The 26,318-nt window shown below is 29.3% G+C and carries 26 protein-coding genes, 1 tRNA gene and 3 pseudogenes; 6 read left to right on the top strand and 24 right to left on the bottom strand.

Annotated elements, in window-relative coordinates; all coding sequences use genetic code 11:
- Positions 1-31: 31 nt before the first annotated feature.
- The 14 genes and pseudogenes from HGI79_RS00690 to HGI79_RS00625 all read right to left on the bottom strand — a co-directional run bounded on the left by HGI79_RS00690 (position 32) and on the right by HGI79_RS00625 (position 10,204).
- Positions 32-193, bottom strand: a complete 162-nt coding sequence (locus HGI79_RS00690) for a hypothetical protein (protein WP_185648791.1) — start codon at positions 191-193, stop codon at positions 32-34.
- Between the two features lie 159 nt (positions 194-352).
- Positions 353-766, bottom strand: coding sequence for a hypothetical protein (locus tag HGI79_RS00685; RefSeq protein ID WP_185648790.1), 414 nt, complete (start codon positions 764-766; stop codon positions 353-355).
- Between the two features lie 881 nt (positions 767-1,647).
- Positions 1,648-1,722, bottom strand: a tRNA-Gly gene (locus HGI79_RS00680).
- Positions 1,723-1,980: 258 nt separating this feature from the next.
- Positions 1,981-2,309, bottom strand: a pseudogene (locus tag HGI79_RS00675) (MFS transporter); the annotation flags it as partial.
- A gap of 109 nt (positions 2,310-2,418) precedes the next feature.
- Positions 2,419-3,585 carry a sugar MFS transporter gene (locus tag HGI79_RS00670; protein WP_185648789.1) on the bottom strand — a complete coding sequence of 389 codons (1,167 nt, stop codon included), beginning with the start codon at positions 3,583-3,585 and terminating at the stop codon, positions 2,419-2,421.
- 618 nt (positions 3,586-4,203) lie between these two features.
- Positions 4,204-5,910: an HD-GYP domain-containing protein gene (locus HGI79_RS00665; protein ID WP_185648788.1), complete on the bottom strand. Its 1,707-nt coding sequence runs from the start codon at positions 5,908-5,910 to the stop codon at positions 4,204-4,206.
- 289 nt (positions 5,911-6,199) lie between these two features.
- Positions 6,200-6,418 (bottom strand): hypothetical protein, encoded by a 219-nt coding sequence (locus HGI79_RS00660; RefSeq protein ID WP_185648787.1) that lies wholly within the window; start codon positions 6,416-6,418, stop codon positions 6,200-6,202.
- 97 nt (positions 6,419-6,515) lie between these two features.
- Positions 6,516-6,686, bottom strand: a complete 171-nt coding sequence (locus HGI79_RS00655) for a hypothetical protein (protein WP_185648786.1) — start codon at positions 6,684-6,686, stop codon at positions 6,516-6,518.
- Between the two features lie 311 nt (positions 6,687-6,997).
- Positions 6,998-7,174: pseudogene (locus tag HGI79_RS00650) on the bottom strand (transposase); the annotation flags it as partial.
- Between the two features lie 333 nt (positions 7,175-7,507).
- The gene (locus HGI79_RS00645; protein WP_185648785.1) at positions 7,508-7,939 is read right to left on the bottom strand and encodes a hypothetical protein; all 432 of its coding nucleotides are present in this window, start codon (positions 7,937-7,939) and stop codon (positions 7,508-7,510) included.
- 118 nt (positions 7,940-8,057) lie between these two features.
- A complete protein-coding gene (locus HGI79_RS00640) occupies positions 8,058-8,666 on the bottom strand; it encodes a TetR/AcrR family transcriptional regulator (RefSeq protein WP_185648784.1) in 609 nt (202 codons plus the stop codon).
- Between the two features lie 404 nt (positions 8,667-9,070).
- On the bottom strand, positions 9,071-9,454 hold the full coding sequence (gene gcvH, locus HGI79_RS00635) for a glycine cleavage system protein GcvH (protein ID WP_185648783.1): 384 nt from the start codon (positions 9,452-9,454) through the stop codon (positions 9,071-9,073).
- A 73-nt stretch (positions 9,455-9,527) separates the two neighbouring features.
- The gene (locus HGI79_RS00630; RefSeq protein ID WP_185648782.1) at positions 9,528-9,674 is read right to left on the bottom strand and encodes a hypothetical protein; all 147 of its coding nucleotides are present in this window, start codon (positions 9,672-9,674) and stop codon (positions 9,528-9,530) included.
- 209 nt (positions 9,675-9,883) lie between these two features.
- Entirely contained in the window at positions 9,884-10,204 is a 321-nt protein-coding gene (locus HGI79_RS00625; RefSeq protein WP_185648781.1) for a carboxymuconolactone decarboxylase family protein, read from the bottom strand.
- Between the two features lie 426 nt (positions 10,205-10,630).
- Between HGI79_RS00625 and HGI79_RS00620 the strand changes: the two genes are divergently transcribed.
- Entirely contained in the window at positions 10,631-11,446 is an 816-nt protein-coding gene (locus HGI79_RS00620; protein WP_185648780.1) for a glucosaminidase domain-containing protein, read from the top strand.
- An 11-nt stretch (positions 11,447-11,457) separates the two neighbouring features.
- A pseudogene (locus tag HGI79_RS00615) lies at positions 11,458-11,535 on the top strand (hypothetical protein); the annotation flags it as partial.
- 132 nt (positions 11,536-11,667) lie between these two features.
- On the opposite strand, the gene HGI79_RS00610 reads toward HGI79_RS00615, so the two are convergent.
- Positions 11,668-12,015, bottom strand: coding sequence for a helix-turn-helix domain-containing protein (locus HGI79_RS00610; RefSeq protein WP_185648779.1), 348 nt, complete (start codon positions 12,013-12,015; stop codon positions 11,668-11,670).
- Positions 12,016-12,159: 144 nt separating this feature from the next.
- Here HGI79_RS00610 and HGI79_RS00605 point away from each other — a divergent pair, with 144 nt between their 5' ends.
- Positions 12,160-13,260: an NADH:flavin oxidoreductase gene (locus HGI79_RS00605; RefSeq protein WP_185648778.1), complete on the top strand. Its 1,101-nt coding sequence runs from the start codon at positions 12,160-12,162 to the stop codon at positions 13,258-13,260.
- Positions 13,261-13,571: 311 nt separating this feature from the next.
- Here the strand turns inward: HGI79_RS00605 and HGI79_RS00600 are convergent, their stop codons facing one another.
- Entirely contained in the window at positions 13,572-14,324 is a 753-nt protein-coding gene (locus tag HGI79_RS00600) for an MBL fold metallo-hydrolase (protein WP_185648777.1), read from the bottom strand.
- A gap of 108 nt (positions 14,325-14,432) precedes the next feature.
- On the opposite strand from HGI79_RS00600, the gene HGI79_RS00595 reads away from it, so the two are divergent.
- Positions 14,433-14,846, top strand: coding sequence for an Lrp/AsnC family transcriptional regulator (locus HGI79_RS00595; protein WP_185648776.1), 414 nt, complete (start codon positions 14,433-14,435; stop codon positions 14,844-14,846).
- Between the two features lie 80 nt (positions 14,847-14,926).
- Here HGI79_RS00595 and HGI79_RS00590 read toward each other — a convergent pair whose 3' ends face one another.
- The 8 genes from HGI79_RS00590 to HGI79_RS00555 form a co-directional block, all read right to left on the bottom strand.
- Positions 14,927-15,361, bottom strand: a complete 435-nt coding sequence (locus tag HGI79_RS00590; protein WP_185648775.1) for a hypothetical protein — start codon at positions 15,359-15,361, stop codon at positions 14,927-14,929.
- Between the two features lie 12 nt (positions 15,362-15,373).
- Positions 15,374-15,922 (bottom strand): LytTR family DNA-binding domain-containing protein, encoded by a 549-nt coding sequence (locus HGI79_RS00585; RefSeq protein ID WP_185648774.1) that lies wholly within the window; start codon positions 15,920-15,922, stop codon positions 15,374-15,376.
- Between the two features lie 18 nt (positions 15,923-15,940).
- Positions 15,941-16,471: a hypothetical protein gene (locus HGI79_RS00580; RefSeq protein WP_185648773.1), complete on the bottom strand. Its 531-nt coding sequence runs from the start codon at positions 16,469-16,471 to the stop codon at positions 15,941-15,943.
- A gap of 4 nt (positions 16,472-16,475) precedes the next feature.
- A complete protein-coding gene (locus HGI79_RS00575; protein ID WP_313885161.1) occupies positions 16,476-17,858 on the bottom strand; it encodes an NAD(P)H-dependent oxidoreductase in 1,383 nt (460 codons plus the stop codon).
- Positions 17,859-18,102: 244 nt separating this feature from the next.
- Positions 18,103-19,308 carry a cation diffusion facilitator family transporter gene (locus tag HGI79_RS00570; protein ID WP_185648771.1) on the bottom strand — a complete coding sequence of 402 codons (1,206 nt, stop codon included), beginning with the start codon at positions 19,306-19,308 and terminating at the stop codon, positions 18,103-18,105.
- A 692-nt stretch (positions 19,309-20,000) separates the two neighbouring features.
- On the bottom strand, positions 20,001-21,227 hold the full coding sequence (gene arcA / locus HGI79_RS00565) for an arginine deiminase (RefSeq protein WP_185648770.1): 1,227 nt from the start codon (positions 21,225-21,227) through the stop codon (positions 20,001-20,003).
- Positions 21,228-21,349: 122 nt separating this feature from the next.
- Positions 21,350-22,366, bottom strand: coding sequence for a DUF5050 domain-containing protein (locus HGI79_RS00560; RefSeq protein ID WP_185648769.1), 1,017 nt, complete (start codon positions 22,364-22,366; stop codon positions 21,350-21,352).
- Between the two features lie 159 nt (positions 22,367-22,525).
- Positions 22,526-23,929 carry an MFS transporter gene (locus tag HGI79_RS00555; protein WP_395939485.1) on the bottom strand — a complete coding sequence of 468 codons (1,404 nt, stop codon included), beginning with the start codon at positions 23,927-23,929 and terminating at the stop codon, positions 22,526-22,528.
- A 347-nt stretch (positions 23,930-24,276) separates the two neighbouring features.
- Here HGI79_RS00555 and HGI79_RS00550 point away from each other — a divergent pair, with 347 nt between their 5' ends.
- Positions 24,277-25,506, top strand: a complete 1,230-nt coding sequence (locus HGI79_RS00550) for an amidase domain-containing protein (protein WP_207725661.1) — start codon at positions 24,277-24,279, stop codon at positions 25,504-25,506.
- An 85-nt stretch (positions 25,507-25,591) separates the two neighbouring features.
- Positions 25,592-26,206 carry a sporulation membrane protein YtaF gene (gene ytaF / locus HGI79_RS00545; protein WP_185648767.1) on the top strand — a complete coding sequence of 205 codons (615 nt, stop codon included), beginning with the start codon at positions 25,592-25,594 and terminating at the stop codon, positions 26,204-26,206.
- Positions 26,207-26,318 lie beyond the last annotated feature (112 nt).

Here is a 26,318-nt window from a genome sequence, read left to right as displayed (position 1 = left end):
GCAACTTCAGACTGAATAAAACCAAATATGCCTATCCTAAACTGCTTTTATATTGCCAAAATCCACCTGTTGGACCATAAGCTTGACCAATATGATGTATTATGACAAGGAATGTAAGAAAAACTTTAAGGTTATCAAGAAAATAAATCCTATTTTTAACAGTAACATTTTGTGTTAAAACTTCACTTTTCAAAATTTCACCTCCCACCTTCAAATTTTTTCAATTATTAATATGATAAATAGTAAGCGTAAATCTCAACGTCCTTCTCAAATATATAGAACATGGACACACGGTTTAGTTCTATCCTACAAAGTAACGTACTACGAAGTTAAACGATAAGCTTAATACTCTTTATAACTTAATAGCTCTTGTTGCTATAAATGTATTAATATATGGGTCAAGTAGGTCTCCACCTGAAGAATCTTCATAGAAACCATTAATCATAAAACCTGCTTTAATTTGACCACTAATCTGATTAGCTAAAGAATGTCCAAACTCTAAGGGAGCATTAGCTTCAATTCTTGCTTTTAGTTGCTCTTTTGGAAGTTGATCTATGTCGGAATAAGGAATGTTATATTTCACTACTAGATTACTGTTTACATCCCATTCATGAAAATCAAAAATGTACATAATAGGATTACAAAATCCAGCTAGTAAACTACCACCTTTTTTTAAAACTCTATAGCATTCTTTCCAAACATTATTTACATCATCAATAAAACAGTAAGTATTCCACCTTATCTTAAAAAGTAAATGAAGCTTCACCTACTGGGTCGTAATATGAATAGATTTGTATTCAGAAGTTGAGCCCAAAAAGTTAACACCTAAAATTGGAACAAAGTTAAATGCTAATACTATAGTTGCTCAATTTTTGAAATAGCCATTTCGCATAAATTCCAATACCCCACATTTTCAATTTTCTTCGCATTTTCTTACCATTTTAACTTAACTAATATAAAAATTATAACATTTATTTTATACCATCTCATTAATATATTACACATTAGGAAAATACATCCTCAATTTTAATACCGTATTAGATAATATCAGGATTAACTCCTTTTACTTTGTCATCAAGAGTTATTTTATAATTAATACTAACATTTTTAAATATGTGATTAATTATTTTTATAAATTAATAATAATTATTTTATAATTACATATACTATATATACATAAATAACCCTCTATTCTACATTAGTATTTTATTATAGCAACAGAAAAGCCTGTATCTAAATTGATGCAGGCTTTAGCTGTTTTACAATATATATACTTGCTCATCATCACTTTATGGATATTCGTTATTATTGCCTTGTGTATGTTAATTCTTAATTATATATGTTATAATTTAGTTAAAATTAAATAATATTACATTTTAAAAGGGGCGCTTTACCATGAAAATAAAAGCATTATTACTATCAGTAGCAGTAGCAGCTACATTCTTTACAGGATGTGGTCAACAAGCACAACAAACTTCAACACCAAAACCAGAAACAATGATAAATAGATAGAGACATCAAACGTATTTACCTAAAAGGCTGTTGATAAACATGTTATACCAACAGCCTTTTAGGTTGACTTAATATACTATTAAGTCAACCTAAAAAGCCGTGCTAGTTAAATCAGCACGGCTTTTAATTACATCATGGAGCGGAAGACGGGATTCGAACCCGCGACGTTCACCTTGGCAAGGTGACGCTCTACCACTGAGCCACTCCCGCATAGATATAGAACAACAAAATCTATAATTTTGCTGTATTTTATTCTTTAATTTATCAACTTTAATTATTTCCCAATCTCTATTGATGTCTTATATTTTACCATTTTTATCATAGTATGATTTTTCCTTATGCCTCATTATCTTAAAATATATAACTAAAACTTTGATTTTCATATTAAATTCTCTAAGTATCTAATAACGATACGCCCGGAGCTGTATATGTGTTATTTTTTAACTAAATTTAATACCAAAGTAAGCTGCCAAGGTTTTCCTCTATATAACCACCAACCATTGGCCCCAGCAAAGAACCTGCAATTGAGGCTGTTGAAAGTGTACCCAGTGCCCAACCCGTATGCTCCCTATCCGTCAGAGTTGCAATCAAAGTAGTATGCAGGCTGTACTGTAACCTGTAATAACTCCCTGCAATAGTCTTAAGGCAATTAATTGATATACATTATGTGCAAAACCCATAATGTATATAATCACCGACATTCCAAGACTTGCTGGTAGAAGCATTGGTTTTCGTCTAAATTTATCTGCTGCCTGTCCCCAAATAGGTGAAAAAATAGCTGAAATTATAAAGGTGACCTGTTTAAGTCACCTTTCTTAAAATCTATTACTACATTGACTAAATTTCTATTTTTCATATGTAGCTAAATCCAGAGATTCTATTGAATTATGTTTACTTGTAAATTATTTAATCTCTATTAAAACCTAACTGTTTTTTAGGTTTTAAAATCAAATAACGCACAGAAACTAACGCTATATATAGGAAAAACAATATTTGAATTATGAACACATAAGTAATTTTTATTCCACCTGCAAAACCTATTGCATAAGTTAAAAACGTTGCACCAAGATTGTTAAAAACCGTTATAACTGTAGCTGCAGAGGGTATATTCTCTCTATCCACATGTTGTATAATATATCCTTGAATGGCAGGATATATTAATGATATAGATATACCTATAATTGCAAGACCCAATAAAGCCTGAATTTTGTTTGTACCAGACAAAATGATAAATATACCTAAAATTGCTACTATAGGAGAAATTGAAAGGAATCTAAGCCTACCCATCCTATCCAAAAGTTTATCTCCCACAACTCTTCCTATAGTAAACAAAATCCAAAAACCAGAAAGAATATTAGGGACTTCTGCCTTACTAATTCCATAATACTTTTCAAGGAACCCCCCTGTCCAGTTTGTTGTGGATATTTCTGCTCCCACATAAAAGAATATTGCAATGGAAAGTAATAAAACTAAAGGATTTTTTAGTATACTAAAGGAAACTTTATTGTGAGAATTATTTTCAGATGATGATGTAATGTCAATTTTTGCTACAAAAATAATAAGCAACAGCATACATACTATATGAATAACATAAGTGTAATTAAAATTTATTCCGTTTCTTAATACAAACCTATCTATGGGTAAAATTAAAATTCCACCTAATCCAAAGCATGCATTGGCAAGACTAAATTTTTGATATTTTTTTGGAAGCAATGAAAATATTGTACTTAAAAATAAAGAACTTAACCCTACTGCTAGTCCTGATATAAAGTATCCAAATAAAAGGATATAAAACGATTTCGAAAATAAAATTATGACACTTGCAAAAATTACAAATAAAAGCCCCAAGTGTGTTCCCTTTTTAAGTCCCAACACAGACATAAGCTTTGCTCCTACTATAGTCATTACGAATGAAGCAAAGTAAACTACTGATGGAAGTATTGCAATAGTATCCGTTGATACATTATATGTATTTTTTATGGTTGTTATAAAAGGTGATAATGTATTGGAAAATAAGGACAAAAAAAAGAAACCTACGAAAATAATTATCATGTTTTTAAAATTTTTGTTCATTTTGTTCCTCCTGTCTAAAAACTTAATATAAATAGCATTACGTATATTAGAGTAAAAAATACTTTTACAGAAATATATAAAGCAACAACAAGTTTAAGTATAGCACATAGCAAAATTTAATACAAAAAATTATTTTGATAAAAAAAGATTTTATGCAACAATTCTCAACTTTTAACATGTATTGTTTTAATAAAACTTCACATATTAATATCGTAAGGAATATAACAGTTGAGTCAAGACTTATATATGAGTTTTATGCAACGGTCAGGTTGCATAAATCTGTGTAGATATTTTGTATAGTCCAACGAACTATTATTATAGGTTGTGACCTGCTTTGTTATAGTCGAAAGATTATAGCAGGGTAATAAGCTATCCATAGTAATGCGAGGTAGATTGTTATATTCTTTACATATCTACTAAGCTTCTAAAAATAGGCTTTAGTAGTGGGAAAGATAATGCTGTCATAATAATGAATGGCATTACCTTTCTTTTATCTATTCGACGCTTGCAATATATTTCTATATCTTCTGTTCTAATTTTTCTTTATCAAAATTCACCTTTTAAAAAATAATAAAAGGTATGTTTAAAACACTTTTTGGAAATATCCACTTACCTAAGTTATACAAAATTACTTATCAAACGCTTAATTTGTGTTTGTTTATTAAATATTTCCCTAAAGATTTCATCTATTATACTATCTCTTACATCTATATATGTAAATTCATAGTAGTTAGTGTTTGCGACCTTAAAACTTCTAATTATTTTTCCACTAACAGTTATACTTTTGTTATTTTCAAATAAAATTTTTAAACTTAAAATTTTATTTTCCATGTGTCCTTCAATTTGTTTTCCAATTAAACAAAACATAAGGCCACTACCTCCTAATTTACATATTTTCACAACATATGTATCATAAGTATTTAAATATAGCTCTCCGGATAAATCCCACAATATACTAAAAGAATCTTTTGATTGAATATATTTAAACTCAGAAATGTGTACTATATTTTCTTCAAAATAATCTAACTTTAATTGATACTGAACAATATTATTATTTTTATTTATATATAGACTAATACTAGTTATATCTGCTCTATTGATTTCTGATAAAAAATTGAACTTATCTGCTTTAAAAAAGTATCCAAAGTCATATTTTCCAAGTGTTCCTTCTATAGAATGCACTTTTTTTTCTGTAGTAATGATTAATGTACTCCACACTATAGAATCGGAAAATATCTCTGTAATTTCGTCTTTAGTTTTCGTAAGTATACTTATCATACTATCAGCAATTTTAGGGTCAAACTGTTTTCCTCTATTCTTTAAAAGCTCAGTAATAACAAAATCTACACTTTGAGGACTTCTGTAACTCCTGTGTGATATCATTGCATCTACCGCATCAGCTACACAAATCACCCTACTTTCAAATGGTATTTCTTCATCTTTTAATCCATCAGGATATCCAGTTCCATCATATCTTTCATGATGATGCCTAACAATTAAAGATATATCTTCTAATCCTGTTACATCTTTTACTATATTAGCTCCATAAATACTATGATTTTTTAATGTTTCATATTCTTCTTCTGTTAAAGAGCCTTCTTTATTTAAAACACCGCTATCTAAATAAGTTTTACCTATATCATGCAAAATACCTGCAAGATATAGTTTACTAGCTGTTTCTTCATTTAAATTTAAACTTTTACCGATTTCTGTTGAAAACTGAGCCACATGATAAGGATGTAATATCATAAAAGGTTCTTTTTCTCTTGTTATCTCAGACATCATATTAATTAAGTTTAAAATTGATTCATTTCTTTGCTTTCTTAGATGTACTATTTGATATAAATTCTCTATATTACCTATTACATCGTTAACTTCTCCTTGGATAATATCATCAATTTTTGTAACATTATTTATATTATTAAAAGTTGCTAAATATATAGAAGCTATTAGATCTTTACTATTCTTCTTATTTAAAAAAATAGGTATATATATTTCTGCTGAAGCACTTTCTGTTAAAGGTATGTATTTATCATCTTCATCATTATTGTTATTATAAAGTATAATTTGCTTCTTCTCCCTAACTAAATTTAACATATTTTTTGAAGACTTCTTAATAACTCTTGTCCATTCTTTTTTCAATTTTACGTATTCAGTGCCTTTTTTCATAAAAGCTCTTTTTGATGTAACGATTTTATTTCTATCATTAAAGTGTATTACTGTTGCAACATCATATTTTAATAACATGCATAACTTTTTAATATTTCTATCAATATCCTGACTCACATTTATGTTGTTTTCTATTGGCTGATGAAGTGTAATCATTCTCTTTTCCCCCTCTAATTTGTCCTGCTAATAGTAGATTTTTAAAAAACTAATTTTAAATACTATAAATACAAAATTTGTAGAATAAATTCTTCTTACTATAACTTATAACAACATCAATATTTAAAAATCACTAAGCTTTCTAAACTTAATACGCAATTGAAGTTATATTAGTTTTTTGCAATTATATCTATACCTCCACTTGGTAATTTGCAATAACTGAGCCTAACATTATCACCACACAACATATTACAAGCTTTAAACTAACAGGATTCTTAAGAAATATTACCTAGAAGATGATTGCCAATGCTGAATCACTCATGTTTAATATCATTCCTCTTGTTGCTCCTATCTTATGAATTGAGTAGTACCATAATAGATAAGAAGCTGTTCCTGTTAAAGTTGTACGTAGCAATATTAAAGAAGCCTTTATAAATATAACCTCTCCTACTAAAGTAAATCCCCTTATTGCTGGAATTATTACATCACCATAGGTTAAAGCTGACACAAATTGTCTAACTTGAAGTGCCTGCTCCAGTGTAATTTCTTAATCTTTCATGCCATATGCACAAACAATGCTTTTATAACTATATTCACTTCTCCCTTTAAAAGCATATATACTGCCATCCAGAGTAGTACCATAATAGATAAGAAGCTGTTCCTGTTAAAGTTGTACGTAGCAATATTAAAGAAGCCTTTATAAATATAACCTCTCCTACTAAAGTAAATCCCCTTATTGCTGGAATTATTACATCACCATAGGTTAAAGCTGACACAAATTGTCTAACTTGAAGTGCCTGCTCCAGTGTAATTTCTTAATCTTTCATGCCATATGCACAAACAATGCTTTTATAACTATATTCACTTCTCCCTTTAAAAGCATATATACTGCCATCCAGAGTGTTGAGAATAAATCATATAGAAAAGCACTTACAAAATGAGCCAAAAAAATCACTCTTTCATTTTTATCGAACAATTTATTCTATTATATTACATAAAATGTTATTAAACAAGTTTGATTATTTTTTTGTTAATTTCGTAAAAAATTATTAACATATAAATAATTTGTTAATAAAAATTAATAAATTAAGTATCTCATAAATTGAACTACACTTAATTTTGTTGGTATACTTACAAACATATGTATATGATCTTTACATGCATTTGCTTCAATTATTTCTACTCCTTTATGTTCACATAGTTTTCTTAGTATTTGTCCTATATCTACTTTTACCTTCCTTATAATTTCATTAGTTTCATATTTAAATTATTAGAATTTCCTATTTACAGAAACCTAACTACATAAGCATTAAATCATTACTTCCATATTAATATTTATTATAATGATGCATTCCTATCAGACATTTTATGTTATCCCCTTAAACTAATATATTCTAATTTTCAAGATAGCTAGTAATTATTCTTGAAGTATAACGTAAAAATACCGTGAAATTCACTTTATTGAATAATACGGTATTTTAAAAATTATTCATTTTTTAATAGTTGTGACAGTTAATAAGAACAATATGTAGTATCTTTCATGTATTATTTAAGTATATTCTTATACATTTTTTATAATAAAAAAGATACCTTAAAATTAACAACTTTTATCAAATAACTTTTTACAAGTACATACACCAACTGTTATAAATAAAACATCTATTCCTACACGCATAAAGATATCAACAAGTGATACGTCATACATGACAGGAATAAAAAAATGATATGCTAACCAGTTCAAACCGAAAATTACAATTTCAAAGAATAATCCCTGTGAAACAACAGACTTCCCTTTAATACCTGATTGTAAAATAAAATAGATTATTCCTATCCATAATCCTTGGCATAGTGTCCAGATAAATGTTCCTAAGGGCTTAATACTATATGCGGATTCTATGTGTAATATAGAGTATGCGAAGTATCTACCTATAATATAAAAAATAGTTATAACAAAAATTGAAAAAAATTTTTGCCTCTTTCTATTTTTGGTTTCATTAGTTCCTATAAAAATCCCCAGTAGAATTCCCATTAGTAAAAATAGGTGTATTTACACCCTGTATTAGTGCTGCTAATCCATGGAGAATTAAATCGAGAGAAACACATACAATGACAATAATTATAACTTTCCACCAGTTTTTTCAAAACTTTCATAATCTAAATTCCTCCTGCTGAATTAATAATTTATATAAATATTTAAGGTTTGAAAATATATTCATTTTTGTTTTCTCTATGCTATTTATAAAACTTCGATTATTGATCCATTTACACAATTCACCATGTAAATAACCATGTAATATATCACCAATTAAACTTGCCTTTTCCTCTGAAAGTTTATTATTACTTGCTTTTATAATTGCTTCATTAAATCCTTCGTCAGATGTATCTAATATTTTAATAACTTCAATGGAAGGTTTTCCACCTATAGATTCCAACCATATAAGTCTGTACCAACCAGGATGGTCCATTGAAAAATCAATGATATTTGATAATAACAAATAAAATTTTTCTTCTGGATCGGTTTCAGTAGTTAGATTAGTTTCTGAATAATCAATCATCTTAAGTATGACTTGTCCAAGTGCTTCCCAAAAGATTTCATCAAGACTGTTGAAATAGTTGTATAAATTTGTGTGAGCGCATCCAATATTTTTAGCAATTTCCCTCAAATTTACATCTTTAATTCCTTCTTTTTCTTCAATTAAACGTAATGTAGTTTCTATTATGATTTCTTTACTTACATACTTTCTATTTGTTTGCATATTATTACCTCCCTTCATATTACCAATAGTAATTACCATTGGTAATATAATATCAAAGTAATATTTTATTGTCAATATATCTCAAAGAAAAACAGACATATATAATAAATACACAAAAAATGTTTTTATAGTCCTGCTTAGAAATAATCACATCTTTTGCCTTCTATTCATTTGCTAGTTCTGTGTCATTTAGGTATAAAAAAAATACCTTTCGGTATTTTAATATTATTCATAACAAAAAAAGAAAATTATAAATAGTTTCAATACTATTACGTATTTAATTACGAAAGAGGATCAGATCCCCTTATTAAGAACATTGTAGTTGAGAAATGGTATCTACCCCTATTGCTTTTAGCATTAGCTCTTTTTCTTCTGCTGTTGCTGATAAATATGGAGGATGCATGCTACTCCCCCTTACCGCATAAGTCTTCATATTTCTGAGAGTCTAATAACTCATCAAGCTCTGATTTATCAGTTATTTCAATGAGAATCATCCAATTTTTATAAGCATCTTCGTTAACGGCAGCTGGGTTATCTATTAGTTCCTCATTTATATCCACTACTTTCCCACCAACTGGAATATACAAATCTGAAGCTGCCTTTACTGATTCAATAATCCCAAAGGTATCCCCTGTTAAAAATTCTGAATCTACCTCAGGTAATTCAATAAATACAATATCTCCTAAAGAATGCTGTGCAAAATCAGTTATACCTATATAAGCTTTGTCTCCTTGAATCTTTACCCATTGGTGTTCCTCAGTATATACTAAACTATCTAAAACTTTCATTTATAAATCCCCCCAAATATAAATTATTTATTATAATTTTTGTTATAAATAGAGACATAGCTGCTCTCTACTCTCATCCTTTGAAAAAGCGTGAAGTATTAGATCGAGTAGTCGTCGGATAAAACCTTTTACTAACTACCAAGGCTTCATAAAGCTTGTTTCTGTCCTTCATTTCAAATCCAACTATGTTTTTCTTTAAACCTTTCTGCTTTTGTTTCACAAGGGCATCCTTACCTATAAAATATTCTTTAATTGTTTCATATTATGACCTCATAATAATTTTTATGACAAAAATAGGACATGAGGGCACTTTTAACTTAGCCCACATGTCCTTTGTTTCTTAACTGAGAGTTTTTATACTTTTCAATACATTAATTCAATTATATTCCACAAGTAAATAACTTTCAATATATTGATTATAAATTAAAATTATTCATTATCATATGCATTCAAAGCAATTGGTAATGCTTGAATTACTATATTACCCACTGCTGGTAAACCAACTAAAATGGCACTTATTATTTCTTCTCTTGTTGCGCCAAGAGATTTAGCGTGTTTAACATGAAAAGGTATTCCACCTTCAAGCCTTGATGAAGCTAATACTGCTATATATGCAAGTTCCTCTGACTTTGGATCAAGTTTACTTGCCGAATCTAGCTTTTGCACTGTTTCCATCCATATTTTTTGATATTCTGGAGCCTCCTTAATAAAAGTATGAAAAGCATTACTTACTGATGACATATCACTCATTTTTTAACCCCCTAAATCCTATGTAAAAACCTTAGATTTTGATTTCTTTACATTTTTAATACTACTTTTTCCTAAAGAGTAGTTTCTTGATTAAATGAAATTTTATTGCTTACTTTTATTACATATTTAACATATACTATACTAGTTATTTACATTATACCATTAAATTACATGTAATATAATACAAAATATACAAAAAAGCAGCCTGATAATTGAATCAACAGGCTAGTTTGTGCTTATACATATTCCTATAATAAAATAGAATTTGATAAAGAGTTAATAAGTAGAATTGACAACAGCAATGTATAATAGAACCTAATTAAATAGGCAGATTCCTAGTCTATTTAAAAAATTTTCTACCTATATAGAACGCTACTGTATATATTTTAATGGAATAAAATTCAAAAAGGAGAGGAGAAACAACTTATGAACAGTGAAGACTTTATAAATTTAGTGAAGAAAGGAGCTATTGAAGCACAAAGCCACTTCGGTATATGTGCTTCTTTGACTATAGCTCAGGCAATCCTTGAATCAAGCTATGGTAAATCTGATCCTGGAAACAATTTATTCGGAATAAAATGGACTAATGGCTGTGGTTACAGATCCCAAACCTTACCTACAAGAGAGTATTATAACGGAGTTTGGGAGACTATTAATGCTCAGTTTAGAGTTTATGATTCTTTGGCAGATAGTGTTTATGACCATGCTCTGTTTCTGGTTAATAATAGCAGATACAGTAACCTATTAGGTGTTAAAGATTATAAAATAGCTTGCAAATTGATACAGCAAGACGGGTATGCTACTGATCCTAACTATACTAGTCAGTTAACTGAAATTATAGAACAGTACCAACTCTACCAATATGATGCTATTGATAGTACTTTAATATCTGCTACTGAGAATCCTACATTGAAAGCTCAAATACAAGCATTACAATATAATTTAAACTTAGACTATAATGCTAAATTAAAGAACATAGACGGTAATGTATATCAAGAAACAATAGATAACTTAGAAGCAGTTGGAAAACTCATTGTAAAGGAACACAGGAGCCATGTAGTGTTATGGCTGCAGCAGAAACTAGAAAGCAAAGGGTGGGAATTTTTAAAGCCTAATTCTTATACTCCCATGGTATACGATGAACCTACCTTCCAAGCTATAACTAACTTGCAAAAGAATTGGGGAAGATTAACTAGTGGTGTTCTAGACATAAACACTTGGAATATATTTTTAAATAATTAGTTTCACATGGATGCATTAGAATGTTTAATAAAGATGTGATCGAAGTTTTAAATTTAGTACCTGTAGGTACTGTAGTTAGAATTTTTTAATTATATGATAGCTGCTAAGAAATTTTCAAAGCCCAAAATGGAATATTTTCCCTTATGGGCTTTTTTATTTACTTATCCATTTTTTCTCTTATGACAGCTATAAAATCGCTATCCAAAATAGATAACTTTATGTTACTCTTTATTGGCTATGAATTTTTGATTTATATAACTATTACCTATGTCATTCATAACTTTAAATATAGGAAGGAATTCTTTCCCCATATCTGTTAACGAATATTCTACTTTGGGTGGAACTTCTCTATATACTTCTCTATGTACCAATCCATCGCGTTCAAGTTCTCTTAACTGCTGAGTAAGAATTCCTTGTGATATTTCAGGTAATAATCTTTCAAGTTCACCAAATCTTCTAGTATTTTTACTTAAATGCCACAAGATAATTAGTTTCCATTTGCCTGCAATCAACCTTTGCACAATAGCAATAGGACAAAACTCTTCTTTATTACAATACATCTTCCCCATTTAAATTTACTTCCCTTCTTAATAGTATCTTTTTTATTAGTATGTACTAATAATATGCGTACTTGTAAAATTACATTTATTCCAATATTATATTATTAGATTTTATCTTAAAAATCAATTTGTATTTATATAGGGAGTGTAAAAATGAGTACTTTATTTTCAGAAATAAATATTAATAACTTGAGGATAAAAAATAGAATTGTTATGCCTCCAATGGTTACTTTCATTTATGCAAAAGAAGATGGAACAGTAACAGATGCGCATGTAAAGCATTATGAAGAAAGAGCTAAAGGAGGTGTAGGATTAATAATCACTGAAGCAACTTCCTGTGTAAAAGGTAATGATGTGATACTTAGATTATGGTCTGATAAGTACATAGAAGGCTTTAGAAGAATTTCAGATATTTGTCATAAACATGGAGCCAAAGTTTTAGTACAACTTGCTCATGCTGGATTAAAAGCTGCTAGAAATTCACCTAAGGATGATATAGTATCTTCATCAGATTATTATGAAGTGTCAAAGGTGGACAATAGTGTTATCTCTGCTCGTGGTTTAACAGTTTACGAAATACACAGCTTGCAACAAGCATTCATCGATACTGCTGCAAGAGCTAAAAAAGCTGGATATGATGGAATAGAACTACACGGTGCACACGGTTATTTGATTAATCAATTCCTATCACCAGCAATAAACAAAAGAACAGACTTATATGGAGGAAGTGTACCTAATAGAACTAGATTTGTAACTGAAATAATTAGAGGAATAAAAAAGACTCTAGGAAATGATTTTATCATTAGCTGCAGAATAGGCTGTAATGATCCCGACCTACAAACTTCAATTAAAACTGCAAAAGAGCTTGAAAAAGCTGGAGTTGATTTGCTTCATATTTCTTCTGGTATGTTTTTGCCTCCTGAAATTGATTCTAGTGAATTACCACAAGTTCCAGACAATTTCAGCTATAATTGGATAGTATATAGTGGCACAGAAATAAGAAAAAATGTAAATATTCCTGTTATTGTAGTTAACAATATTAAAACGCCAGAACAGGCCAGTTTTCTAATAGAGAATGACTTAGCGGATTTTGTTGCTATAGGTAAAAACTTATTAGTGGATGCTGAATGGGTTAATAAAGCTAAGCAAAATAATGATATTTCATTATGTTTAAATTGCAAGGTATGTGCTTGGTTTAATTCTGAAAAAAGTTGTCCCGGAAAAAGCTTCACAAGAAAATTTAATAAAAAATAAAAATAGAAACCACCAATAAGCTATAGGAAAATTTTTCTATAGCTATAGCAAAACAATATAAAAAAGGCTTATGAAGTCTTTATGGCAGTTCGAATTATTATGGGGACTTGCCGCAAGTCTTGGGTCAGGGATGATGGCCAACGTGCTTGGCATAACAGTTACCAATCGTAAGCCTAATGATTCCCCTTAAAGAAGAATATCTTTACAATGCCATCGCTGTTTAAATGTGATTTAGTTGGAGAATAGTCATACTTTCTGGAGTTTTGCCTATCTCTCCTTTTTTAACGTAATGCACTTTTCCCTTACAACTTTTAATAAGCTCTATATTCTCCATCATTAGGTACATATACTTGTCTATTTAGTGCATGTTTTTCTAAAAACTCTTTTAGTTTTAATTTTGTAAGAGTGCAATGATTCCATGCTTCCATGTGAACAGCAACAACTTTTGTATAAGGTGCTTTCCTACAAAGATTATAAATATCTTCCTCTGTCATTGTAATAGCGTCTCCTTCACTAAATCTAGCTGCTCCAGCAAAAACAACAGTTATTTGTGGTTTATATGTTTTCAACACTCCTTCAACTTCTGAGCACAAAATAGTATCACCTGCAATATATAGAGAAGGTTCATTCTGAGCAGTAATAACATAGCCTGAAACTGCGCCCATTTCTTTTCCAATCTTTCCTGTACCATGTTGTCCACCAGTACGATTAATTTTAATACCTTCCCATATATAAAGTTGCTCAATAGGAATAACAGTAAAAAATCCTTTTGATTCTACCTTCTTCTTATCTTCAGGCTGGCAAAATACTGGTGTATGCTTGGGAATTAATTGAGCTGCAAATTCATCAAAATGATCTCTATGCATATGTGTTAAAAGAATTGCGTCAACATTAACAATTTTATGTAGGTCAATAGGTAGTTTTACTAATGGGTTTTTATTAGTATTGCAAACATTAGGTATGGCCTCAATTGTACCTGCTGGACTTAGCATTGGATCAACTAGAATTCTTTTATTTTTAATATTTAAAAGTAAAGTTGCATGCCTAACTAGCCTAATTTTCATTATCGATACCTCCAAAGCATATGATATACTTATTATATGATATATTCATATTTACTGGAGAAAATAAAAGCTCGTTATAAATTGAATGGTGAAAGGAAATTATAAACTATGCTTGATCAAACTGATTTTCATATATTATCTTTATTAAAGAAGAACTCTCGAATCCAGTGGCGAGAAATTGGAGAATTAGTTCATTTAACAGGACAAGCCGTTGCAAATCGTATACGTAGAATGGAAGATTTAGGGGTTATTGAAGGCTATACTATTAATTTAAATCAAAACAAACTAGGTAAAAACTTAATTGCTTTTATTACTGTATTTATGAAAACCACTGATCATTTATCTTTTCAAAATTTCATTAAAGAAAAACCAGAAGTGTTAGAAGGAAATCGCATAAGTGGTGATGGGTGTTATTTACTAAAGGTAAATGTATCAAACGAAGAAGAACTTATGAATATATTAGATGAAATTTTAAGTTATGGTAACTATCGTGTTAATATATCAATTGGCAAAATAAAATAACTTAAATGTACTAACCTGATACCCACATGGAAAAAATTCAAATAAAAAGCATTCCACGTTATGTATTGGAATGCTTTTTCTTAATCATTACTTGTTAACTGTTGTTTTTTATTTGTGAGTTTTAAATTAAGCTCCAAACACCTTTTATAAGAGTAATAACAAAAGCTCATTCCAAGAAGCTCTGCTGATACTAAAATTGGTACTAACTCCACTATAGAAATATTAGCATTTTCAACTAAATAATAATAAACAGATGGTATACAGGAAATAGCTCCTATTATAATAAACACTGATATAAATGCTAGCTTTACATTCTTTCGTTTTATCTCAAATATATATATGAAAACAAGTCTAGAAATTGTTCCAATAACGCCTCCAATTATTGAACTCATAACTAGTATGGCTACAGTTTCACTGTCCATATTTATAGCAGTTATTTGAACCATACCAACAAATAATCCAATAAATATAGATATTAATAAATTAAATAAAAAATCCTTTAAATTCTCTTTCATACTTAAAACACCTCAAAATCCAAGAAATTTTTTGAATTCATTTAAATATTTTCGTGTAACATAAACTTCTTCATCTATATCCATAATTTTTAATATTAGCTTACTATTAAACCAGGAAATGATACGATCTACCTTGACTATATTTACAATAAAACATTTACTTACTCTTATAAAGCCTTTATTTTCTAACTTTTCTTCTAATTCATAAAGCTTTTCCTTCACTTTATATTTTTTATCTTTTGTCATACAAAAAACATCATTGCCCATGGCTTCAAAATAATAAATATTATCATAAGTCAGTACTTTAAGCTCATCTTCCTCACATCTTCCTGTGATTATATTTTTAACCTCTTCTTTGCTCACTGATATTTGGTCTAAATAGTCAATTAAAACATTTATAGTTGTCATATCAAAATATATGCCTATTTTGCCTGCTTCTAAATCAAATCCTTTTTCAATGATACACACCTTAGCATCTTTAATAATCCTTATTTTACGATTAGTAAGAATTTCTTCTAATATTCTTCTAATATTTTCTGAGCAAATTACATCCATCTCCATATAAAAACCTCTTTTACTTTAAGCTTCTGGAAGTAACCCTGGAATTATAATGGATAATGTAACTCCTAGAGCTACTAGTATATTCATAACGATAATAGTAATAGTGTTATGTCCCATTAATTCTATAATAGCATTAATTAAATAAATTGTTGCCCATATTTTTGTTATCAAAACATTAACCTCTATAAATAATGGAGATTCCCCAAAACCTTCTCTATATCCGCTTTTAGCCTCATACATGGTATAAGGTTTTCCTATCCTAATAGAAACAAACCCCATTAAAGCTAGTACTACATAAGAAGTTAAATATCTATATTGAATAATAAAGTCCATATCAAAATAAAAATATAGTATATTATAAATAGTAAAGTAGGCTAATAACACACTGGACATAATTCCTATATTTTTATTTATTATATTTTTTGCAAATAGTATTAAAATAGAAGCTAAGCCTAAAATAAGTCCCAATTTATTTGAAATACTCCAAAGAAATATTAAAGGTACAAATCCTAGAGTTACATTTAAAGTTACTTTCAAACTATTGATCATTATTTTACTCCCTACCTTTTTCAATAACTTTTTTATGACCAGCAATTATATAATCAATCATATTTTTCTGTACCTCTTTCCTGAATCTTTCTTTTCCCATAAAGTATCTCATAACTTTCCCCTGCATTTTCTGCTTAAAGGATATTTTTTTCATAATTCCATTTTCTTTGTAGTATTTATAGTCAGCTGCAAATATGGCTCCTAATTCTCCTTCTATGGCATCAGCAAACAATTTTCTCGAAGCTACACCCAAAAAGGTTTCTGATTTAAAATAATTTCTTTCACAGTAGCTTACACCCATTTTAGCAAAAGTATATATTTGTTTATCTATAATATCACTATCCTCACTTTCATCAGTAACAAATCCAATTAAATTTCTATCTTCTCCAGTATATAATTCTAGTATTTGCCTTAAATTCTGATGTTCACTTAATTTACCCGAAATCATATAGCCTATTTGCTTATCTTTTAAGAAAGGAATATGATTATAGCAAAAGCTTCTATCATAATAAAGCTTAAAACGTGAGGATAAATATCTATCTTTTATAGTTCCTGCAAAAATAATTATATCTCCATTTTTAATAATATAATCTAAAAATTTTCGGTAACCATCTTTATCATCATAAACACATATATTTTCTGCAGCACACTTACAGCAACCTAAACAAGGACCTTTTATATCTACATCATGAAGATTAAACACTTCTACTGGATTTTTAAAATAACTTTTATACTTATCAATCATTTCATTAATGTTATGATCTTCTTTTTCTGCATCTGTTACAATAATTATTTTTTTAGCTGTATGGATAAATTTATCTGTTTCACCTGACTTGTATTTAAAGATACTTTTACTTAAGAGTTTAAATAATTTATTAGTAGTTAGACCTTCATTAATATAAATCAGTAAATTTTCAAAGAATAATTTAAGTTCCCTTCTTCCCTTTTCTTTTGTTAAATCATACATTTCATGGGATAGATATTCTACATAGTTCATACCTAAATCCTCACAGATTGCCCTCATAAAATTGTGTGCATGAATGTCTGCATAATGAATAGATGTAGAAAACACACTAGTATATTTATCCGAAAAATAATCTGTTAAGTTATTTTCAAATATTAATTCAATAAATCTTTTATAATGGGAAGGTACTAAAGTATGATATAGTGGAAAAGCCCATATAATACCATCTGCACTTTCAATTTTTTTACACAGCTTTTCTAATTCTTCCTTGTCTTCTTCATATCTTTTTACTTCTTTTAAAATGTTCACATACTCAAATTCATGGTTTTTATAACTTTGCTGTAAATATTTCATTGATTGCATTGTAACACTTTTTTCTGACTTTGGACTTCCATTTAAAATAATTATTTTCAAACCCAACACCTCCTGCTCTTTACAATTTCATTGTATTAAATTTTATAAATCTAAGCTATAGATTCCTTTCAACATGCAATATTAAGTATGTAAGATGCATTGATTTGTTGTAAAACCTGTTATAAGAACTGATAAAGATCAACAGTTTGTAAGCTACAAATTTAAGGAGTGCTGTGAAGAACTTGTACTATATGCGGTGTGCTGGATATAACTACCTGGAATATATTTTTAAACATTTAAAATACATAGGATACTAGTCTTCACTACTTAATTTTTGTACACCTAAATAATCTTTATCTACAGTTATAATTGCATTATAATTTGGATGTAGCTTTTTTAAATTTAAATTTATATCCTTTTGCAATTTAAGTTCCTTATCTTTTGTAAGTATATGATCAGCATCAATTACCACATCGAAAATTAAATTTTTATTTTCGCCTTCACCTACTACTCTAAAATCATGAAAGGATTTTACTATAGGGACAGCTTTTAGAGCTTCTATAAGCTCCTTTTTAGCATCTAATATTTCCTTATCATCAGCAGTAATGGGATCCATATGTATTACTAAGTAAATATCAAGGGCTGCAGATACTTCTTTCTCTGCTCTATCTATGATTTCATGTATTTTAACTATTGATATATTTAAAGGAACTTCAGCGTGAATAGATGCAATGATTCTTCCTGGACCATAATTATGGACTAGTAAATCATGAACTCCGTCTATGTATTCATAATTTAAAAGCATTTTTTGGATATCTTCCACAAGTTCCTTATCTGGTACAGAGCCAAGAAGTGGATCTAAAGTATCCTTTATTAACTTATATCCAGCATAAAGAATAACAACAGAAACAACCATACCTATGTATCCATCTATGGGTGCTAAAGTAAATCTAGAAATCAAAAGAGAAAATGCCACTGTTGCAGAAGAAACTACATCACTAAGAGCATCCACACCGGAAGCTTTAAGTGCAGAGGAATCTATCCTCTCTCCTACATTCTTATAGAATCTACTAAGCCATACTTTAAATAATATAGAAATTAATAATAGGATAAAGGGTACAAAAGAAAATTCCACAGGAGTAGGATTTTTAATTCTATCAAAAGAACTCTTAACAAATTCAAATCCTACTAATAATACTAAAAAGGCCACTATTAATCCAGAAATATATTCAATTCGACCATGTCCAAAAGGATGTTCTTTGTCTGCAGGTTTACTAGATAGCTTAAAGCCAAAAATAGTTACAATGGATGAAGCTACATCAGAGAGATTATTAAAGGCATCAGCGGTAACAGCAATACTATTTACAACCATTCCTATAGTAAATTTAACACCAAAGAGAAGTACATTTACTAAGATTCCTACTATTCCACCAAGGTACCCATATTTGTCCCTCACTTTTTTGTTTTTAACATCAGAATATTCTCTTATAAATTTTTTTATTAAGAAATTAGAAATCATTGTTACACCTCATTTAAAAGTAATTATTTACTCTATGTAAGTACTAATATATATCTTGCCACAATGCAGCATTTGTTATAATGTAATTTTTCATAAAGATTTCGTTTAATTTATATATACCAGCTCATAATAAACTCTTTTTCATTAGAATATTCATTTCTCTTGATATCATTTTATCTTGAAATTTCCGTTTAAATATTTAGAAATATTCGGTTGGTTTAAAAATTCTTCTTTATTATAGCAATCACTTCCTTTTTCTTATTTCAATTTTAACAATTTTTTAATGTTGTTAGTTTAGAATAATTTACCACTACATATTAATTATTTAACATTATATCATTAAATTACATACTTATATAAATAAAAATAATAGGCACTAAAATTAATTAGAATCTATAAGCTCTAATCTACACCGAAATTTTATTATAGTTAAAAAGCAGGTAACTTTTAGAAAACCTAAAAGAAGTTACCTGCTGAATTTAATATAAATTTCTCTATTTTTTTGATTTAACAAAATCATTCAAACTATTTATTATACTATCTAAATTTATTTCAGTGTTTTTATGTTCTCCCATATTAGATATTAAATTATTAGATATTAAATTATTACCTTTAATTTTTAACTTTCCTTGATAACTTCCTACTAAACAATATTTGTTAGGAGCTGAAGGTGAATTTTCTTGTAAAAATAATTATAACATCTCCCGAACCAATGGCATGCTCATGCATCTTGGACCTCCACGTCCTCTTGACAGTTCATAGGACTGAAATTCTAATACTTCTATATTGTTTCTTCGTAATGCCTCGTTGGTTACATAGTTACGATCATAGCAAACAACTTTTCCCGGTGAAATTGCAAAAGTATTACTTCCATCACTCCACTGCTCCCTACTGGCAGCAATACGATCCCCGTCTCCACACCTTATTAAATTTACTTCGGATAAGTGTAAATGTCTTTTCAATATGGAGGATAAATCTTCATGTTCATAAATAATTTTAATTTCCTTATTCTTTTTTTTTGTAATACTATAAATATCTAAGGGCTCCTCAATTCCTGGATAGATACTAAACTGATTATAGTCCACCATGGTAAATACAGTATCTAAATGCATATAAGCTCGTGCTTTCGGAATATCAAAAGCCATAACCACTTCAAAAGGTTCTTCATCTGAACTCAAAAGGTTATGTGCCAGTCTTTCTATGGCTGTTGCATCTGTTCTGTCACTTATTCCAATAGCTAATACTTTGTCAGAAAGAACTAAAATGTCTCCCCCTTCTACAGAATGCCTCTTGTCCCTATTGTACCATCTCTTTACATTTTTAAATCTAGGATGATAGTTAAAAATATACTTAGCAAATAAAGTTTCTCTGTTTCGAGTTACATTTGCCATGACATTTAAAGAAATTCCTTTTCCAATGGAAGCAAAGGGATCCCTTTGAAAATATAAATTTGGAATAGGATCTAGGTAGAAAGGATATGGATTTTTCACCATATCTCCTAAAGATTTTGGCTTAATATCCTTGAGTTCTTCTTTTCTAACTCCTGCTATACATTTTCTTATAAGTTCATGGGAAGAATAAGTGCTGAATAACTCCATAAGTGCCTCTTGTAGTCCTTTTGTAGTAGCTTTTCCTTCTTCCATAAATTCAGTTAAAAATTCCTGCCTAACCTTTGACTCCTCCAAAATTTCTGCCATCAAATCTGTTAAATAGAGAACTTCTACTCCCTCTTTTCTTAAAATATCTGCAAATTCATTATGCTCTTTACGAGCCTGTTTTAAGTATGCAATCTCATCAAATAAAAGTCTTCGTAAATAATCCGGCACAATATTTTCAATCTCTTCCCCGGGACAGTGAAGCAAAACAGATTTTAGCTGCCCTATCTCACTATACACAGAAATACTTGAATTAGAATACATAAGTTTCATCCTTTCTATTCGGTATTCTAACTATTAGTTTATCGGTTTAAGTAAATATTATGCTGCATTATCACATTGACTTATATTATATTTAAAAGTTCCGTACCTATAAAAACTCTACATTACTTGCTTATCTTATATATAAAAGGTGCTGAAGTAGAATCTGTTTTTTTATTAAAATAAATAAAGTTTCCAGCAATTGAAAAAGATTTTACGAAGCTTTCATCGCTTACTTTAGTATTATTGGTTCCATCAAGCTTAATTTTATATATTTTATCATAGTCAGAATCATTAATATAATATATCCATCCGTTATCAAGCACTAAATTCATAGATTTAAAGTCGTTAAGCTTAGTTTTATTGGTACCATCACTGGAAACTTTATATAGTTTATTGCCGTCCCCAGCATTAGAATAGTAAATTACTTTAGCTTGTACTACTATATCCATTGGAGCATCATCAGAAATCTTTGTTTTGTTAGTACCATTAATCTGTATACTACTCAATGAGCCATTCATCAAATAGTCTTCATAGTAAATATTAGTTCCATCACTATCAAAACATCTTGATTGTATATTTAAAGAAGACTTACTTCCATTGCTAACATCCAGTGCATATATAGTGTTATTAGGACCAATATAGTATATAAAAGTACCCAAAAGTATTAAATTATAAGTTCTCTCATCTAGTAATTTCTTTCTACCTGTTCCATCTGTATTTATAGAATAAATCTTATAAGAATCAGATTTATTACTATAGTAAATTGTATTATTTGATAAAATTAATTCAGATGCAGAATCATCGCTAATTTTTTGTTTTCCTGTTCCATCTGCATTTATTTTGTATATCTTATCTTTATCAGACCAGTTAGAATAATATAAAGTGTTGCCAGCCTGTATAACTGATGAGAACTTTATAGATGCTCCAACATTACTAGGACCAACAATAATACTAGCATTAGGAGCATTTACACCACTATTTATAGTTGGAAGTGTAGAATTTTTTGAAGCAGAGTTTTTCGTTGTACTTGGAGATGTAGAACTTTGCTTATTATTTGATGAGCTCAGTGGATTTTCACATCCAGTAAAAAGAAAAATAAAAATAATTAAAACAAAATAGTATTTTTTATATTTGGTCATTAGCTAACCCTCCTATTTTAAATCATTATTACTGTGGATAGTACACTAAAGATCTTGGTTCTAGGAAATTAGAACCATATTTATTATAATATAAAGCTATGTACGCATTAAAGTCTAATTTTCTCCCCTAGTATAACTTTTAATAGCAATATTATGAAACTAATTTAACTTGGTACGGTTACGAAGGATTAATTTAGCTTCTCTTATATCTTTGACGTTAGTCTTTAACATCTTTATATAGCATAAAGATGAAGGAATTAAAAGCATTTGAAACAATGCTAGCGTAATTATATAGTTCTGTGGTTCTCTTGTGTGTATGGAAACAATAGAAAGTAAAACACCAACTCCAGCATTTCCTAAGGTTCTTCCTAAGCCGTTAGCAAGGTTAGCTATGCTAAAGGCTGTTCCTCTATGCTCAGGAAGGTTTACATCCGTTACCAAAGCAAGCCAATTTGGTGTGTTGGCAGATTGCGCTGCACTTGCAAGAAAAGACAAAACAAATATTAATGTCATCCAGGGGTTTATGATTATTTGCTTTAATAAAGCTAAAAGTATTGATAGAGAATCATTGTTATTAGGTAATGATAGATTATTCATTGGAAGCATAAACATTACAACATAAATAGGCATCATAATAAAAACAAAAAATGATGTGAGTAGAGCTCTTCCTTTATAAGTTTTCCTCTGAAATCTATCCCCGAGATAGCCAAAAAAAGCTGATGTCAAGCCGCCTATTTGAAATAAAGCAAAAAGATATCCAGAGGCAATTATTGCAGTTTTAGTACTATATCCTTGTTGCTGAATTTTTGCAATATATAAGGTTGGAAGCCATATTAAAGTTCCAGTTGTAATATTCATAAAAAATGCCTGTAAAAATAGTAAAATGTTACTACCCTTTGAAGTAATGTCATACAGATGATTAAATTCTATACTATAATTATATTCATAGCCCTCTTTAATAAGTTCTTTCAATTCTGGTTCCGATTCGCCTAAAGCAGGTTCTTTTATAAAGAAATATAAGATAATTAATAAGAATCCTATAATACTAACAATTTCAAAGGGTTTTCTCCAACTTGCAACAGGAACAACTAGAGACGCCATTAGTGCTCCTGCGATTCCACCGAAACCCTGTGACATTCCCCAAAGACTTAATAACATTCCACGGAATCTATGAGGAATATAATCAGTTAAAACACTAAACCCAATGGATGTTATGCATCCCAGCCCTATTCCAGTAAAAATTTGAAAAATAAAAAGTTGGACGTAAGTACTGCTATGTGAAGTTAAAAATACTGACAGTGACCAAAAAATGGTACCTATGATAATAAGCCTCTTACGATTGAATTTTCCTGCAAGATAACCCCAGTAAATTGATGAGAGAGCTGTAACTAAAATATTAGCAGCTGAAACCAATCCTAAGGCTGACACTGGTACATTCAATTCCTTTGCAATAGAAGAAAAAAGTGGTGGAAACAATCCTATAATAATGTTATCAAAGGCTGCTAAAGCTATAAAAACAATTATTGTATAGATTATTCTTATATTACTAGTATTCATAAACATTTACAGCTCCTTTTAAGCACAGTTTAAAATGTATAGAAAAATAAAATATTTGTCGTTCTTTTATATAATGCTCTATTATTATAGCCCACTTTTCCCAATATATCTATAAAAAACATCAATGCAATAATCTATTTTTAACAATTTATTCAGTATACAACTTGCACAAAATTCAAAGAACTTTGAAAAAGCAATATCATTCAAATACATTTTCGAAAAATGTAAACATTAGGTTATATAGATAACCATTTAGTATAATTATTTATTTCTATGATTATATTAAAAAATTTCAAAATGTAAATACTAAATTGAGCACTGATAATCTTTATAATTAAAAGGAGGAAGCCTGCTTGCATTCATATTTAAAATATATTAAGAGATTATTTACATATACTCTTCTAGTTGCATGTATAAATATAATACCCATAATTTATAACAATAAATATGAAAACTATTCACTTCAATCTTCTACTAACTTATTTGCTGAGCCATATGATAAGGAAGGATTAAAAACTGAAATTGAGAACATATATAATAAACGTTCCTGTACCTTTATTACTGGTGATTTGGAATCTTTAAAGGAATACTTTGATACATCTGAAAAATACGGTAAATGGGCATTAGAACACGAAGTGAAACGTTTAAAATATTTAAATACTTGGTCTAAAGCAAGAGGAATAAAATTTACAAACATACAATCTACTGTAAGAATTAAGAAGATATATCCTACGAAAGAAACCATAAAGTTAGCTCTAGAAGAAACATATAAGTTTGATTATATTTATCCTACAGATGTGGACCCCGTAACCAATTCTTTTGGTGTAGGAATAAGGCATACACTTAGTCTTATTAATAAAGATACTAAACTGTTGATTTATAATGATGAGTACACAGATTGTTTCGAAGACGCTCTTCAGGCTTATTCTGGTGAGATAACTGGAAACTTGGTTTCCTCTGAAACATCTCAACAGATCTATAACTCCAAATATGTTTCTGCAGTATCTAACCAACGTGAAATCCCAAAGAATCGCTATTATAATAGGGAAAAAGCAGTAGAATATGCAGATAAATACTGTGGTGCTGCTTGGGGTAGTGGTAATGATTTTAAGTATAATGCTAAATATAAGGATTTCAATGGCATTGGTGGTGATTGCACAAATTATGCTTCTCAAGTGCTAGGCGATAAAGAAGCAGGAGCACTACCAACGGACAAAACATGGCGATGTGAGTATTTAAAATATGGTAACAGCCAAGGGAGTACGGCTTGGATTAACGCCAGTGAGTTAAAACGCTATTTGTTGAACAGTGGAAAAGGCAGTGTTATAAAAGTAGGTACTTTTAAGGATCTGACCGCTGCTACTCCAGACTACTCTAGAGGTGCTGTTGAAAGACTTGACCTAGCGGATCTTGTTTGTTATGAAAAAAAGGGTCAAATAGACCACTTTGCTGTAGTTACAGCATATGATTCTCATGGTTACCCTCTTGTAAACTCACATACAACAGATAGATACCACGTTCCATGGGATTTAGGCTGGGGAGACAGCAGAATAAGATTTTTTCTTATACATGTTAATGGCTAGCAACTATATAAAAAATATTAAGACACATATTTTTCTAGAAAGCATATAATAAAATTGTACAAAGATTTTGAGAGGTATAATTGATATGCATTTTATTTATACAATTTTTATTGCACTTGCTAATAATCTAGATAACATAAGTGTTAGAATTGCATATAGTATTCGAGGAATAAAGATTTCAACCTTAAAGAATCTATGGATTTCAGTTATTACTTTCTTTGTTTCCTCTCTTGCCGCTTTTTCTGGAAAAATTATATCTAATTTTTTTAATAATCATACTGCCTCTTTAATAAGTATGATATTACTGGTTGTTATTGGACTATGGATTATACTAGAACCTTATTTTAAGAAGGAAAATATTGTTATCCATGAAACTGATGATAAAAACAGTACCACAATTTACAGTATATTGATGAAACCAGAAAATGCAGATGCAGATAACTCTAAAGACATTGATTATAAAGAAGCAACCTTTCTAGGAATCGCCCTATCAGTTAACAATATTGGTGGAGGCTTAAGCGCTGGCATGATAGGATTAAACTCGTTCTTTGTAGGTCTTTTTTCTGCCATAATAAGTTTTCTAGCTCTTTGGGCTGGAAACTATATTACAGAATTTTTTAACAGGTGGAATCTAGGGAAAAGGGCAAACATAATCGCAGGTATTATACTAATATTAATTGGTATAAAGCAAGTTTTTTAAAAAAACTTAAAACCTAGCAATATATCTAGTATTTATAATATTATACAAAACCTCCTATGACAGGCTCGGAGAAATATCCAATGGTTCAGGGATTTTAGCAAATTTATAGCCT

This window comes from Clostridium sp. DJ247, assembly GCF_014231265.1.
The sequence above is the reverse complement of the archived record's forward strand: the minus strand, read 5'-3'. Positions and strand labels throughout refer to the sequence as shown.